This is a genomic window from Amycolatopsis sp. ATCC 39116, from assembly GCF_000231075.2.
In the GTDB taxonomy this organism is placed as follows: Bacteria; Actinomycetota; Actinomycetes; order Mycobacteriales; family Pseudonocardiaceae; genus Amycolatopsis_E; species Amycolatopsis_E tucumanensis.
This window is the reverse complement of record NZ_AFWY03000044.1, coordinates 24,921-37,803: the sequence shown is the minus strand read 5'-3', so window position 1 is coordinate 37,803 and position 12,883 is coordinate 24,921. Positions and strand designations below refer to the sequence as shown.

15 protein-coding genes and 1 tRNA gene are annotated in these 12,883 nt (G+C 71.9%); 10 read left to right on the top strand and 6 right to left on the bottom strand.

Annotation, left to right across the window (positions count from 1 at the left end; all coding sequences use genetic code 11):
- Positions 1-22: 22 nt before the first annotated feature.
- Entirely contained in the window at positions 23-292 is a 270-nt protein-coding gene (locus AMY39116_RS0331635; RefSeq protein WP_157358763.1) for a hypothetical protein, read from the bottom strand.
- 97 nt (positions 293-389) lie between these two features.
- Positions 390-462, bottom strand: a tRNA-Arg gene (locus tag AMY39116_RS0331630).
- Positions 463-682: 220 nt separating this feature from the next.
- Between AMY39116_RS0331630 and AMY39116_RS0331625 the strand changes: the two genes are divergently transcribed.
- The 8 genes from AMY39116_RS0331625 to AMY39116_RS46870 all read left to right on the top strand — a co-directional run bounded on the left by AMY39116_RS0331625 (position 683) and on the right by AMY39116_RS46870 (position 8,270).
- Entirely contained in the window at positions 683-1,336 is a 654-nt protein-coding gene (locus tag AMY39116_RS0331625) for a response regulator transcription factor (protein ID WP_017984995.1), read from the top strand.
- 41 nt (positions 1,337-1,377) lie between these two features.
- Positions 1,378-2,070: a response regulator transcription factor gene (locus AMY39116_RS0331620; RefSeq protein ID WP_020421613.1), complete on the top strand. Its 693-nt coding sequence runs from the start codon at positions 1,378-1,380 to the stop codon at positions 2,068-2,070.
- Between the two features lie 8 nt (positions 2,071-2,078).
- Positions 2,079-3,497 carry an ATP-binding protein gene (locus AMY39116_RS0331615; protein WP_020421612.1) on the top strand — a complete coding sequence of 473 codons (1,419 nt, stop codon included), beginning with the start codon at positions 2,079-2,081 and terminating at the stop codon, positions 3,495-3,497.
- A gap of 64 nt (positions 3,498-3,561) precedes the next feature.
- Positions 3,562-4,359, top strand: a complete 798-nt coding sequence (locus AMY39116_RS0331610; RefSeq protein ID WP_020421611.1) for a DeoR/GlpR family DNA-binding transcription regulator — start codon at positions 3,562-3,564, stop codon at positions 4,357-4,359.
- A complete protein-coding gene (gene galT / locus AMY39116_RS0331605; RefSeq protein WP_020421610.1) occupies positions 4,356-5,441 on the top strand; it encodes a galactose-1-phosphate uridylyltransferase in 1,086 nt (361 codons plus the stop codon). The genes AMY39116_RS0331610 and galT overlap by 4 nt, the downstream gene beginning before the upstream one ends.
- A 75-nt stretch (positions 5,442-5,516) precedes the next feature.
- Complete coding sequence (locus AMY39116_RS0331600; RefSeq protein ID WP_020421609.1) at positions 5,517-6,971, top strand: trypsin-like peptidase domain-containing protein; 1,455 nt, start codon at positions 5,517-5,519, stop codon at positions 6,969-6,971.
- A gap of 628 nt (positions 6,972-7,599) precedes the next feature.
- Positions 7,600-8,100 (top strand): molybdenum cofactor biosynthesis protein B, encoded by a 501-nt coding sequence (locus tag AMY39116_RS0331595; RefSeq protein WP_017984989.1) that lies wholly within the window; start codon positions 7,600-7,602, stop codon positions 8,098-8,100.
- Positions 8,100-8,270 (top strand): hypothetical protein, encoded by a 171-nt coding sequence (locus AMY39116_RS46870; RefSeq protein ID WP_020421608.1) that lies wholly within the window; start codon positions 8,100-8,102, stop codon positions 8,268-8,270. The genes AMY39116_RS0331595 and AMY39116_RS46870 overlap by 1 nt, the downstream gene beginning before the upstream one ends.
- Before the next feature lie 346 nt (positions 8,271-8,616).
- On the opposite strand, the gene mscL is transcribed toward AMY39116_RS46870, so the two are convergent.
- The 4 genes from mscL to AMY39116_RS0331570 all read right to left on the bottom strand — a co-directional run bounded on the left by mscL (position 8,617) and on the right by AMY39116_RS0331570 (position 10,690).
- Entirely contained in the window at positions 8,617-9,051 is a 435-nt protein-coding gene (mscL, locus tag AMY39116_RS0331585) for a large-conductance mechanosensitive channel protein MscL (protein ID WP_020421607.1), read from the bottom strand.
- Positions 9,052-9,076: 25 nt separating this feature from the next.
- The gene (locus AMY39116_RS0331580) at positions 9,077-9,553 is read right to left on the bottom strand and encodes a hypothetical protein (RefSeq protein ID WP_020421606.1); all 477 of its coding nucleotides are present in this window, start codon (positions 9,551-9,553) and stop codon (positions 9,077-9,079) included.
- Positions 9,554-9,689: 136 nt separating this feature from the next.
- On the bottom strand, positions 9,690-10,007 hold the full coding sequence (locus tag AMY39116_RS45750; protein ID WP_027936385.1) for an FmdB family zinc ribbon protein: 318 nt from the start codon (positions 10,005-10,007) through the stop codon (positions 9,690-9,692).
- Between the two features lie 89 nt (positions 10,008-10,096).
- Positions 10,097-10,690 (bottom strand): 5-formyltetrahydrofolate cyclo-ligase, encoded by a 594-nt coding sequence (locus AMY39116_RS0331570; RefSeq protein ID WP_027936384.1) that lies wholly within the window; start codon positions 10,688-10,690, stop codon positions 10,097-10,099.
- Positions 10,691-10,714: 24 nt separating this feature from the next.
- Between AMY39116_RS0331570 and AMY39116_RS0331565 the strand changes: the two genes are divergently transcribed.
- On the top strand, positions 10,715-11,617 hold the full coding sequence (locus AMY39116_RS0331565; protein ID WP_020421603.1) for a UTP--glucose-1-phosphate uridylyltransferase: 903 nt from the start codon (positions 10,715-10,717) through the stop codon (positions 11,615-11,617).
- Complete coding sequence (glp, locus tag AMY39116_RS0331560; RefSeq protein ID WP_017984982.1) at positions 11,617-12,882, top strand: gephyrin-like molybdotransferase Glp; 1,266 nt, start codon at positions 11,617-11,619, stop codon at positions 12,880-12,882. Before AMY39116_RS0331565 ends, glp begins: the two co-directional genes overlap by 1 nt.
- Position 12,883 lies beyond the last annotated feature (1 nt).

The following is a 12,883-nucleotide window of genomic DNA, read 5'->3' as shown; positions in this document are numbered from 1 at the left end:
GGTTTCGTCCGGGAGAACCGCGCTATGACCGGCATCCGGCCGAACGGGTACGCCAGATCGCCGTCCCCGCGCACACCACTGCGCCCGCCATTCCGGCGAAGAACACCGGATTGATCCACGACGGCAGGGCGTCGTAGGTCGTGCCGTCTTCGAACACGCACGTGTTTTCAAGGGGCAAGAGGCTGGTCCGCATCTCCCGGAAGGCGGCCCCGTCGTACACCAGTTGCTGCGAGCACGCCTCGTCGGCTTCGCTGATGAGGAGGTCGACCACGCCGAGGAGGTAGGTGGCCACGCTGATCCCGAAGAAGACCCACCCGAAGCCCCGGAGCGCAAGCCGGGCGGCTCGTGACTCCCCCATCCCGGGCATCGACGTCCTCCGGTCGCTGAAGTGCCCCCGGCAGGATTCGAACCTGCGACACCCGCTTTAGGAGAGCGGTGCTCTATCCCCTGAGCTACGAGGGCTGGCTGCCCCAGACTAGCGGGTCCGGCCGCAGGCTTTGAGCGTGACCTCGGCCTCGCCCAGCCGAGCGGCCACGAACACCGGCGGTGCGGCCACCGATCAACCGACGAAAGGCGCAACCGCCCCGGGTGATCAGCGTATCGACGCCGGCGCTACCAGTGGGTAACCTTCCGTGACCGGGACGCGGAAACCCCGCTCCACCGACCGTTCGGAGGGCTTAGGTTGATCAAGCTCATGTTCGCCGACGACGAGGATCTCGTGCGCTCCAGCCTGCGCGGCATGATGGCGGGCGCGCCGGACATCGAGGTGGTCGGTGAGGCGAACGACGGGCGCTCGGCAGTGGAAACCGCCCGTCGGCTGCACCCGGACGTCGTCCTGCTCGACATCAAGATGCGCGCCCCCGACGACGGCATCCGCGCCCTCCGCGCGATCCTCGAACTGCCCAGCCCGCCCGCCGCCGCGATGCTGACCACCTTCGACATGGACGAGTACGTCAGCCTGGCCCTCCGGCTCGGCGCGAACGGGTTCCTGCTCAAGGACATCGAGCCCGCCGCCCTGCTGCGCGCGGTCCGCGACCTCGCCCGCGGCGGCGCCGTCCTCGACCCGGGCGTCGCGGCGCGGATGGTGCGCGCCCACCGCGAAGGGCAACGCGCCGCGCAGCCCGCGCGCAAGCTGCTCGCCTCACTTTCCGACCGCGAGCGCGAAGTGGTCGGCCTCATCGGTCAGGGCCTGTCCAACGCCGAGATCGGCGGCAAACTCCACCTGTCCGAGGCCACCGTCAAGGGCTACGTCTCCGCGGTCCTGTCCAAGATCGGCGCCGCGAACCGCGTCCAGGCCGCCCTGCTCGCCTACCGCGGCGGGCTGCTGGACCAGTGACTTCTTAGGCGGGTCTCAGCACCGTCCGCAACACTGTCTACATGCGCATTCTCGTTGTCGACGACGATCGGGCCGTCCGGGAGTCGCTCCGCCGGTCGCTGGAGTTCAACGGCTACCAGGTGGAGCTCGCCGGCGATGGCGCCCAAGCGCTGGAGCGCGTCATCGCCGACCGGCCGGACGCCATGATCCTCGACGTCATGATGCCCAGACTCGACGGGCTGGAGGTGGCCCGCCGCCTGCGCAGCACCGGCGACGACCTGCCGATCCTCGTGCTCACCGCCCGCGACACGGTCTCCGACCGCGTCTCCGGCCTGGACGCGGGCGCCGACGACTACCTCCCGAAGCCCTTCGCGCTGGAGGAGCTCCTCGCCCGCCTCCGCGCGCTCCTGCGCCGCGCCTCCCGCGAGGCCCAGACGCCGCCGGACGCCGAGAAACTCACCTTCGCCGACCTGACCCTCGACCCGGGCACCCGCGAGGTCCGCCGCGGCGAGCGCGACATCAGCCTCACCCGCACCGAGTTCGCGCTGCTCGAACTGTTCATGTCGTACCCGAAGCACGTGCTGACTCGCGGCCGCATCCTCGAGGAGGTGTGGGGCTACGACTTCCCGACCTCGGGCAACGCGCTGGAGGTCTACGTCGGCTACCTGCGCCGCAAAACCGAGGCCGGTGGCGAGCCGCGCCTGATCCACACCGTCCGCGGCGTCGGGTACGTCCTCCGGGAAACCCCGCCGTGAGCCATGTCGTGACCGAACCGGTGCCCGTGATCCGCGTCGACAACGGAGGCGGCCCCGCCCCCCGGAGGGTGTCGCTGCGGGCACGCGTCACGCTGCTGGCCGCGGCGTGCGTGGCGGGGGTGCTGGCGCTGGTCTCGCTCGGCGCCTACATCACGGTCTACAACAACCTGTACCAGCAGGTCGACGACGAGCTGATCCAGCAGGCGAACAGCGTGATCAACGACCCGCAGGTCGTGCAGACCGGTGGCCTGCGCATCCCCACCTACATCACGCGGCTGGTCGACGTGCGGTTCGACCTGATCGTCGCCGACGGCTCGTCCGCGTTCGAGTCGGAGCCGTCGATGCGGCCGCCGATCGGGCTGGACGAGCGCGAGGTTGCCAGCGGCCAGAAGCCGTCGTCGATCCGCACCGACCAGAACACCGACTCGCGCGTGCTCGCCGTGCCCTACCGCTACCAGCCGGGCGTGGCGCTCGTCCTGTCACAACCACTCGACGCGACCAAACAGACCCTGCGTGAGCTGGCGGTTGTCCTCGCGCTTATCGGCGGCGGCGGGATCGTGGTCGCCGCGCTCGCCGGCACGGCCGTGGCCCGCACCGGGCTGCGGCCGGTGGAACGGCTGACGTCGGCGACCGAGCACATCGCCCGGACCGGCGACCTGCGCCCGATCCCGATCAGCGGCGACGACGAGCTGGCCCGGCTGACGCACAGCTTCAACACGATGCTCGGCGCCGTCGCCGAGTCGCAGGACCGGCAGCGGCAGCTCGTCGCCGACGCAGGGCACGAGCTGCGCACGCCGCTGACCTCCTTGCGCACCAACCTGGAGCTCCTGCTGTCCGCCAGCCGCTCCGGGGCGCCGACGCTGTCGGAGAAGGACCGTGCGGAGATCGAGACCGACATCAAGGCGCAGCTGGACGAGCTGACCCAGCTCATCGGAGACCTCGTCGAGCTGGCCCGCCAGGACGAGCCGCGCACCGCGTTCGAACGCGTCGAGATGGTCGAGGTCGTGGAACGCGCGCTCGACCGCGCCCGCCGCCGCGCCGGGGAGATCGAGTTCGATGTCGCGCTCCAGCCGTGGCACGTCATCGGCGACGCCGGCGCCCTCGAACGCGCGGTGCTGAATCTCCTGGACAACGCGGTCAAGTTCTCGCCGCCGCACTCGCGCGTCGGCGTGCGGATGTACCCGCTCGGCGACGGCACCGCGGTCATCGAGGTGGCCGACTCCGGGCCGGGCATCGCGGACGAGGACCTGCCGCGCGTGTTCGACCGCTTCTACCGCTCGTCCGAGGCACGCACCCTGCCCGGCTCCGGCCTCGGGCTGGCGATCGTCAAACAGGCCGCCGAACGCCACGGCGGCGCCGCGTACGCCGGTCGCGCCCCGGAGGGCGGCGCTCTGCTGAGCCTGCGCCTGCCCGGGATGCCCGGCTGAACCACAACGTCCTGCGCGTGTTGATTCGTGTAGGATTTTGTGTAGTTGGTGGGCGATAGGAGCGATGGTGCTGGCGCGTCAGCGGCAGGCGATGATCCTCGAAGAGGCGCGGCGGAACGGCGCGGTGCGCGTGAGCGACCTGGTCGGCAGGCTCGGCGTGTCCGACATGACCATCCGCCGCGACCTGGACGTGCTCGCCGGCCGCGGTCTGGTGGAGAAGGTGTACGGCGGCGCGACCGCCGTCCTCGGCCCCAGCACCGAGGAGCCCGGGTTCGAGGCCAAGTCGGTGCGGCAGCGGGCGCAGAAGGAGGCCATCGCGAGCCGCGCGGCCGAGCTGGTCCAGCCGGGCACCGCGATCGGCCTGTCCGCGGGCACCACCACGTGGACGCTCGCCCGCGCGCTGGACGGCGTGCCGGGGCTGACGATCGTCACCAACTCGATCCAGGTCGCCGATGTGCTGCGCGCGTCGTCCGCGCCGGACCGCACGGTCGTGCTCACCGGCGGCGTCCGCACGCCGTCCGACGCGCTGGTCGGCCCCGTCGCCGTGCACAGCCTGCGCCGCCTGCACCTCGACCAGGTGTTCCTCGGCGTGCACGGGATGGCCGAGGGGGCGGGCTTCACCACGCCGAACCTGACCGAGAGCGAGACCGACCGCGCGCTGGTCGAGTCCGGGCGGCGGCTGGTCGTGCTCGCCGACTCGTCCAAGTGGGGCGTCGTCGGCATCTCCACCATCGCCGAGCTGGACGAGGCGCACGTCGTGGTGACCGACGACGGCCTTGGCGAGGCGGCGCGCACCGTCTTGGCAGAGCATGTGGGTGACCTCGAGGTCGCACCCGTCAACGACGACACGGAGGAAGAGTGAGGCGGACCCTTCGCCACCTTGCCGACGGCAGGGAGATCATCTACTTCGACGAGGGCGAGAACACGCCGCCCCGCACGGCGGAGGACACGCGCGACCTGCCCGCGGTGGCCGCCAGCTCGGAGATCCGCCTCGACCCGCTGACCGGCGAGTGGGTCGCGATGGCCGCGCACCGGCAGACCCGCACCTACAAGCCGCCCGCCGACCTGTGCCCGCTGTGCCCGACCAAGCCGGGCAAGCCGAGTGAGATCCCCGAGCCCGACTACGACGTCGTCGTGTTCGAGAACCGCTTCCCCTCCTTCGAGGAGGGCACCACCGGCGAGTCGTCCACACTGGACGGTCTGGGTCTCGTGCGGACCGCGCCGGGCAAGGGACGCTGCGAGGTCGTCTGCTTCACCAGTGACCACAACGGATCCTTCGCGGGGCTGAGCCCGTCCCGCGTGCGCACGGTCGTCGACGCCTGGGCGGACCGGACGGCCGCGCTGTCCGAGATCGACGGGCTGGAGCAGGTCTTCCCGTTCGAGAACCGGGGCGAGGAGATCGGCGTGACGCTGCACCACCCGCACGGCCAGATCTACGGCTACCCGTTCGTCACGCCGAAGACGCGTCGCATGCTCGACGTGGCCCGCGCATACCAGGAGGAGCACGGCCGCCCGGTGCTCGGCGACGTGCTGGCCGCCGAGCGCAAGGCCGGGACGCGCGTGATCGCGGAGGGGCAGTACTGGACCGCGTTCGTCCCGCCCGCGGCGCGGTGGCCGGTGCACGTGCAGGTCGTGCCGCACCGCCAGGTGCCCGACATCCCGGCGCTGACCGCCGCCGAGCGGGACGACTTCGCCGAGGTCTACCTCGACGTGCTGCGCCGCTGCGACGGGCTGTACAACCGGCCGCTGCCCTACATCGCCGGCTGGCACCAGGCGCCCGTCCGGATCGACCGCGAGCTGGGCTGGCTGCACCTCGAACTGTTCTCGATCCTGCGCGCGCCGGACAAGCTGAAGTACCTGGCCGGGTCCGAGTCGGGCGAGGCGGTGTGGATCAACGACGCCACGCCGGAGCAGATCGCGGAACGTCTCCGCGCGGTGGGCTGAGTCCGGCGGCATACTCATGCGTGACCCTCAGGCTGGGCTCAGCCCGCTCTCAGGACCGACACGCATGGTAGGGACATGACCGAGAACGACCCCAGCGCACCGCACGACGGCGGTGCCCAGCGGGAGCCCGGCGCGCAGCAGTCGCCGGAGGACGCGAAGACGCCACCGCGCGGAACGCCGCTCGGCTCGGGGCCGCAGCAGCAGCCGAGTCCGTGGTCGGCGCAGGGAGCCGCGCAGCAGCAGTCGCACGCCGCCCAGCCGGGGCAGGCCGGGGGGCACGAGCAGAGCGCGTACGCGCAGACGGGGCAGCAGCCGGCCGGGCAGGGGACCGGGCCGCAGCAGGCAGGGCAGTCCGCCGGCGGGTACCCGTGGACGCCGCCGGGCGCGCAGCAGCAGTCGCCGTACGCGACCGCGACGATGCCCGCGCCGGCCGTGCCGCAGCAGCGCCGTGGCCCGGGCAAGCTCGTTGCCGGGGTCGCCGTGCTGGCGTTGATCGTCGGTGGCGGAGCGGGTGCCGCCGGGGGGTACCTGACCGCGCAGAACAGCGGGAGCGGCGCGTCGTACAACGCGCTCGACCAGCCGGTGCCGGCGCAGCAGACGGCGACCGCGCCGGAGGGTTCGGTCGAGGCGGTGGCGCAGAAGCTGTCGCCGAGCGTGGTGGAGCTGCAGGTGTCCGGCCGGAGCGGGCAGGGTGAGGGCTCCGGGTTCGTGTTGTCCACGGACGGCTACATCCTGACCAACAACCACGTCGTCGAGGTCGCCGCGGAGGGCGGGTCGATCCAGGCGGTGTTCCAGGACGGCACCAAGGCGGCCGCGTCGATCGTCGGCCGCGACCCGACGACCGACATCGCGGTCGTGAAGGTCGACGGGGTGAAGAACCTGACGCCGGTGGCGCTCGGCAACTCCGACGACCTGAACGTGGGCCAGTCGGTGGTGGCGATCGGGTCGCCGTTCGAGCTGGCCGGGACGGTCACGTCGGGCATCGTGAGCGCGCTGCACCGCCCGGTGCGGGCCGGTGGCAGCGAGGGCGACCAGACGACGGTGATGAGCGCGATCCAAACCGACGCGGCGATCAACCCGGGCAACTCGGGTGGTCCGCTGGCGAACCTGTCGGGCCAGGTGATCGGCATCAACTCGGCCATCTACAGCCCGCAGTCGAGCGGAATGGGCCAGACGGAGGCCACGAACGCCGGCATCGGTTTCGCGATCCCGATCAACCAGGCGCGGCGCACGGCGCAGGAGATCATCGACACCGGCAAGGCGACGCAGACGTTCATCGGGGCGAACGTCAGCGACGCGCAGCAGGGTGGCGCGCAGATCGCCGGCGTGCAGTCCGGCAGCCCGGCCGAGCAGGCGGGCCTGAAGCAGGGCGACGTCGTGACGAAGGTCGAAGACCTGGTCATCAACGACGCGGACGGCCTCATCGCGGCCGTGCGAACCCGCGCCCCGGGCGACAAGGTGACCTTCACGCTGAGCGATGGCCGCACGGTGCAGGTCACCCTGGGCGGCCAACCGGTGCCGACGAACTGAGTGCTGCCGGCTGCTTGAGGGGCGCTCGGCGACTCGGGTGGCTGGGCTGAGGAGTTGGCCGCTCCCGCGCGAGCGGGCGGACGAGGGCTCGGCCGGCCAAGTGGCCGGAGGTTGGGCGGGCCGGGGTGGTGGCCAACCCGAGGTGGCCGGCTCGGACGGTGCGCGTGGTGGGGCTTTTGGGATCGGCTGCTCGGGCGGCCGGGGTTGATGGGTTTCGGCCGCTCGGGGCGGTCGGAGGGAATGAACAGGCGCTCGGCCGCTCGGGGCGGCCGAGACCACTTGACCGGCTCTCACGGGGTTGAGCCGGTATCCAAGCCGCGTGCGACTGGATGTTTTCCGGTCGCGCGCGGTTTCTCTTTGCGCTTGTCGCGGGATGGGGCGCAGAGCTTGGCCGGGCCGGCGCCGCGGTGCGGGGGACTGCGGCGACCAGTCGCGGGAAATTGTCTACTTCGGACGGCGGCTTGGTGTGGAAGGCCTCCCGTGATCCGGCCGCGGAGGCAGGTCGGCGAGGGTCGCGGCTGCGTCGGAGGCGTTCGGGCGGGACGGCGCGGTCGTGCGTGCCCGGCCTACCTCTCAGTAGTGGCGACGTGCTCGTCGAAGGTCGGTAACAACCGGATACCGTGTGCTCATGGAACGCAGTGCACAGCGGCTGGGCCGCGCGCTCGTGGTGATCGTGGACGACCGCGCGGCGCACGGCGAGCATGAGGACACCTCGGGCCCCCTGGTTCAGGAGCTGCTGGAGGAAGCCGGCTTCATCGTGGACGGCGTGGTGCTGGTGCACGCCGACACCGTGGCGATCCGCAACGCGCTCAACACCGCCGTCATCGGTGGTGTGGACCTCGTCATCACCGTCGGCGGCACGGGGGTGTCGCCGCGCGACGTCACCCCCGACGCCACGATCGGCGTGCTCGACCGGCCCATCCCCGGCATCGGCGAGGCCCTGCGCTCCTCCGGGCTCGCCGCCGGCGCGGTCGACGCGGGCATCTCGCGTGGCCTGGTCGGCGTCTCCGGCAGCACGCTGGTGGTCAACCTCGCCGGCTCCCGCGCCGCGGTGCGCGACGGCATGGCGACGTTGTCCTCGCTCGTGCCGTACGTGATCGACCAGCTCTCCGGGCTCGACGAGTCCTGATGCCCGGGGAGGACCGGGAGCGCAAGCCTCCCCGCGACCGGCGCAAGCTGGACGAGATCTTCGGGGAGGTCCTCCCGGAAACAACGTCCGACGAGCGCGAGCCGGAACGCCCGGCCCGCGACGAGGACGCCTGGTACCGCGAGAACCGGCCGCCCCACCACGGCGGTTAGGCCGGGGAGAGGGTTCTCCAAGGGGCGGTGGTCAGCCCAGCGGGCGGCGGCAGCTGGTTGCCGACGCCGTGCGGCCTTGACCGGCTACCGGGTGGGACCAGGATGCCGTCGGTGCCGTACTGAGGCGCCGGTAGGTGCCTTGTGGGGCCGTGTGCTGTTGCCCCAAGGGCCACCTGGGTGTCGGCTCGTGCCTGCGCTTGCGTCGGGTGTGCGCGCATCCGGTTGGGCCTGGAGCCTGGCCAGCGGGTCGGGCTCGCGGCGACGGGCTGCACGTGCCCGACGCCGGCTCGGCGGGCTTCGGCTCACTGCCTGCTCCGGGACCGGAGCCCCGGAGCATGAGCGAGCCTCAGTCGCGGCTTTCGGCGCGGCTGCTGACCTGTCCGTTGGAGCCGCTCTGCTGGCGCAGCAGGTCGCGGATCTCCGTCAGCAGCTCGACGTCCGTCGGCTCGGATGGGCCCTCCTCCTGGCCGCGCTTGCGGCGCTCCTGGATCTTCTTCATCGGCAGGACCAGCAGGAAGTAGACCACCGCGGCCACGATCACGAAGTTGATCGCCGCGTTGATCACGCCTCCGAAGTCGAGGAACGTGGAGTCGTTGTCGCGCAGGACGTTGAACCCCAGGCCCTTCGCGGCGTCCGAACCGCCGATCGCGTTGATCAGCGGCTTGATCAGCCCGTTGGTGAAGGCCGTGACGATCGCGGTGAACGCCGTCCCGATGACGACCGCGACCGCCAGCTCGATGACGTTGCCGCGCATCAGGAAGTCTTTGAAGCCCTTCAGCATGTGCACTCCTCTCGTCCGGAAACGGCTAACGGAGGGTAACGGCTACCGGGTTCCGGAGTGACATCGCGGCCACCTCCCTGGCCGTCTCCTCGGGCAACGAGAGGACGACGAGCGGCCCGTCCCGCGCGCTCGCGAGACGTCCGGCCGCGGCGGGTGGCGGCCGCACCGACAGCACACTTGCCATGCTGGCCAGCACTTTCCTGCCCGCCACGGACTCGTCGAAGGTGACCACGTCGACCCGCATGCCGGGGGTCAGCAGCTCGGCCACACCGGTGTCCGCGAGGCGGACCGGGACCGCGGCAAGGGCAAGATCACCCGTGAAGGGGACGGGTGCGGAGGGTGGCGGCGGCGCGGCCCGCGGCTGGGCCGCGTCCGGGCGCGCGGCCAGCACGGCCGCGGTGATCAGCAGGCCGGCGGCGACCAGCTTGCGCAGCCGGTGCCATCGGCGGCCGCCGAAGCGGGGCCGGAGCCGGTTCCAACGGGCACGCGGATCGAAGCGCATGGCGAAGCACCCCCAGTCGTCGAGCGCGACGGCGGAGTGCCGTCGACGAGATCGACGCTAGGGGTGCTGACACCCGGCGGAAAAGACGCGGATCTGGCAGCTGTGGATAACTGGGTACTTGTGGATAACTCGGCCGTCAGGAAGCCGCGGCCGCGGTTGTCGTCGTACCGCTCGACGAGGATGACGAAGAGGCGGAGCTGCTCTTGCTCTCGCTGGAAGAGCTCGACGAGCTGGACGAGGAGGAGGTGGACGACTTCGACGACGAGGACGAAGACGACGAGCGCGAGTCGGTCCGGTAGAAGCCGGAGCCCTTGAAGATCACGCCGACCGCTCCGTAGAGCTTGCGCAGCGGGCCGGTGCACTCCGGGCACTCGGTCAGGCTGGCTTCGGAGAACGACTGCACGGCCTCGAAACGGTGGCCGCACTCCTTGCAGGCGTACTGGTACGTGGGCACAGGTGCTCCTTCGCGCATTGGCACTCGATCCGCAAGAGTGCTAACGCAATTGTGCTGGAGACCATTCCCCCAGCGCAAACAAGGGTTGGTCACAGTGGCAGCCGGACGTGCCCGCGGCCGGGGGTGAGCGCCCCGGTCATGAGCACGTCGTGGTCCTCCGCGGGCAGCTGTTCGACCAGCTCAGCGTCCCGGACGACGGCCACCAGGTCGGCGCCGGGCGCGGCGTGCGCGAGGGACCGGTCGTAGAACCCGGCGCCCCGCCCGAGCCGCACGCCGCGGTGGTCGACGGCCAGAGCGGGCAGCAGGACCAGCCCGGCGCCGGCCAGCGCGTCCGGGCCGAGGAGCCGACCGGTCGGCTCGAGGATGCGCCGCAGCCGTCCCGCGCGCAGGCTCCCGGTGCCCGTGTACTCGGCCCAGTCCAGCGGCCCGGGCTCGGCGGGAATCGCCGGGAGCAGCACCCGCGCGCCGCGCTCGCGCAGCACGTCGAGCAGGCCGATCGAGCCCGGCTCGGAGCCGAACGGGACGTAGCAGCACACGGTGTCCGGGAGTGACATCGCGGACACCGCGCGGACCAGCGCGGCGGCCTCGGCGACCCGTTGCTGCACGGAGACGGCCGCGCGGGCGGCCGACAGCTTCGCGCGCCACTCGGCCTTCGTCACCTCGTCATTGCGCTGCGCACCCATGTACGCAGGTTAGGCTTGGCGCCTATGACGGGCGCCTTCGACAACCACTCGTTCCGAACCGCAATCGTCCCGGCCGCGGGCCTGGGCACCCGGTTCCTGCCGACGACGAAAGCGGTACCCAAGGAGCTGCTCCCGGTGGTGGACACCCCGGGAATCGAGATCGTCGCGAGCGAAGCCGCACAGGCCGGGGCGAAACGCCTGGTGATCGTCACCTCGCCGGGCAAGGAGTCCGTGGTCAGCTACTTCCGGCCGTCGCCCGAGCTGGAGGCCAACCTCGAGCGCAAGGGCAAGTCCGCGCTGCTGGAGAAGGTCCGCCGCGGGCCGGAGCTGATCGACGTCGAGGTCGCGATCCAGGAGGAGGCCCTCGGCCTCGGGCACGCGGTGGCCCAGGCCGAGCCGAACCTGACCGACGAGGACGAGGCCGTCGCGGTGCTGCTGCCCGACGACCTGGTGCTGCCTGCCGGCGTGCTCTCGAAGATGTCCGAGGTGCGCGCCAAGCACGGCGGCAGCGTGCTGTGCGCGTTCGACATCCCGAAGGAGCAGATCTCGCCCTACGGCGTGTTCGACGTCACGGACACCGGCGACGCCGACGTCAAGCGGGTGCACGGCATGGTCGAGAAGCCCTCGCCGGAGGAAGCGCCGTCCACCTACGCCGCGGCCGGCCGCTACCTCCTCGACCGGGCGATCTTCGACGCCCTGCGTCGCATCGAGCCGGGCGCGGGTGGTGAACTGCAGCTCACCGATGCCGTCGCGCTGCTGATCGAGGAGGGCCACCCCGTGCACATCGTGGTCCACCGGGGCGGGCGGCACGACCTCGGCAACCCGGGCGGCTTCCTCAAGGCCGCCGTCGACTTCGCCCTCGACGACCCGGACTACGGGCCCGAGCTGCGCAACTGGCTGACCGAACGACTCGGGACCGATCGCTGATGACCGACCCCACCCCGGAGCCCGACCAGGCCGAGCAGGACCTCCGCTCGGTCGACGAGCAGATCGCCCGCGTCCTGCAGGCCGCGGTGCGCCCGCGACCCGTCCGCGTCGCGATCTCCGAAGCGCAGGGCCTGCTCTGCGCCGAGGAGGTCGTGGCCGAGCACGCGCTGCCCGGCTTCGACCAGGCCGCCGTCGACGGTTACGCGGTGCGCAGCGTGGACGTGCGCGCCGACGGCGAGGAGCCCGTCCAGCTCCCGGTGGTGGGGGAGATCCCGGCCGGCTCACGGCAGCCCCGGCGGCTGCAGCCCGGGCAGGCCGTCCGGGTCGCCACCGGGGCGCCGCTGCCGACCCTCGCCGACGCCGTCGTGCCGACCGCCTTCACCGACGGCCACCCCGCCAAGGTGACGATCCACCGCTCGGTGCCGTCCGCGGCCTACGTTCGGCGGACCGGCGAGGACGTGCAGATCGGCGACGTGGCCGTTCGCCAGGGCGACACGATCGGCGCGGCGCAGGTGGGCCTGCTCGCGGCGGTCGGCCGCTCGAAGGTGCTGGTCTACCCGCGGCCGCGGGTGTCGATCGTGTCGGTGGGCGACGAGCTGGTCGACATCGACCGCACCCCGACGACCGGCCAGGTCTACGACGTCAACTCCTACGCGCTGGCGGCCGCCGCGCGCGACGCGGGCGCCGAGGTCAGCCGAGTCGGGATCGTGCCGAGCGACCCGAAACGGTTGCGTGAGGTCGTCGAGGGCAGGCTGCTGATGTCCGAGGTCGTCGTGGTCGCGGGCGGCGCGGGCGGCACCGCGGGCGACGAGGTCCAGGCGGCCCTGTCCGACCTCGGCGAGATCGACATGACCCGCGTCGGCATGCACCCGGGGTCCGCCCAGGGGTTCGGGCGGCTCGGCCCGGACTCCGTGCCGACCTTCCTGATCCCGGCGAACCCGATGAGCGCGCTGGTCGTGTTCGAGGTGCTGATCCGGCCGCTGATCCGCGCCGCCCGCGGCACCCGCAACCCGCACCGCCGCACGGTGAGCGCGCGGCTGCTGTCGCCGGTGTCCTCGACCAAGGGCCGGCGCGGTTATCTGCGCGGGCAGCTGCTGCGCGATGAGAGCACCGGCGAGTACCTGGTGCAGCCGCTGGGCACGTCCGGCGCGCACCTGCTCGCGTCGCTGGCCGAGGCGAACTGCCTGGTCAATGTGGACGAGGACCTCACCGAGGTGCCCGCGGGCGAGCAGGTCAAGGTGACCTTCCTGGCGCAGCGGGGTTAGA

Bases quoted from the DNA above. Each gene is read 5' to 3' on its own strand.
- AMY39116_RS0331595 (WP_017984989.1), top strand. From the start codon at position 7,600: ATGGAACGCAGTGCACAGCGGCTGGGCCGCGCGCTCGTGGTGATCGTG.
- AMY39116_RS0331600 (WP_020421609.1), top strand. From the start codon at position 5,517: ATGACCGAGAACGACCCCAGCGCACCGCACGACGGCGGTGCCCAGCGG.
- AMY39116_RS46870 (WP_020421608.1), top strand. From the start codon at position 8,100: ATGCCCGGGGAGGACCGGGAGCGCAAGCCTCCCCGCGACCGGCGCAAG.
- glp (WP_017984982.1), top strand. From the start codon at position 11,617: ATGACCGACCCCACCCCGGAGCCCGACCAGGCCGAGCAGGACCTCCGC.
- AMY39116_RS0331580 (WP_020421606.1), bottom strand. From the start codon at position 9,553: ATGCGCTTCGATCCGCGTGCCCGTTGGAACCGGCTCCGGCCCCGCTTC.
- AMY39116_RS0331570 (WP_027936384.1), bottom strand. From the start codon at position 10,690: ATGGGTGCGCAGCGCAATGACGAGGTGACGAAGGCCGAGTGGCGCGCG.
- AMY39116_RS0331565 (WP_020421603.1), top strand. From the start codon at position 10,715: ATGACGGGCGCCTTCGACAACCACTCGTTCCGAACCGCAATCGTCCCG.
- AMY39116_RS0331620 (WP_020421613.1), top strand. From the start codon at position 1,378: ATGCGCATTCTCGTTGTCGACGACGATCGGGCCGTCCGGGAGTCGCTC.
- mscL (WP_020421607.1), bottom strand. From the start codon at position 9,051: ATGCTGAAGGGCTTCAAAGACTTCCTGATGCGCGGCAACGTCATCGAG.
- AMY39116_RS0331610 (WP_020421611.1), top strand. From the start codon at position 3,562: ATGGTGCTGGCGCGTCAGCGGCAGGCGATGATCCTCGAAGAGGCGCGG.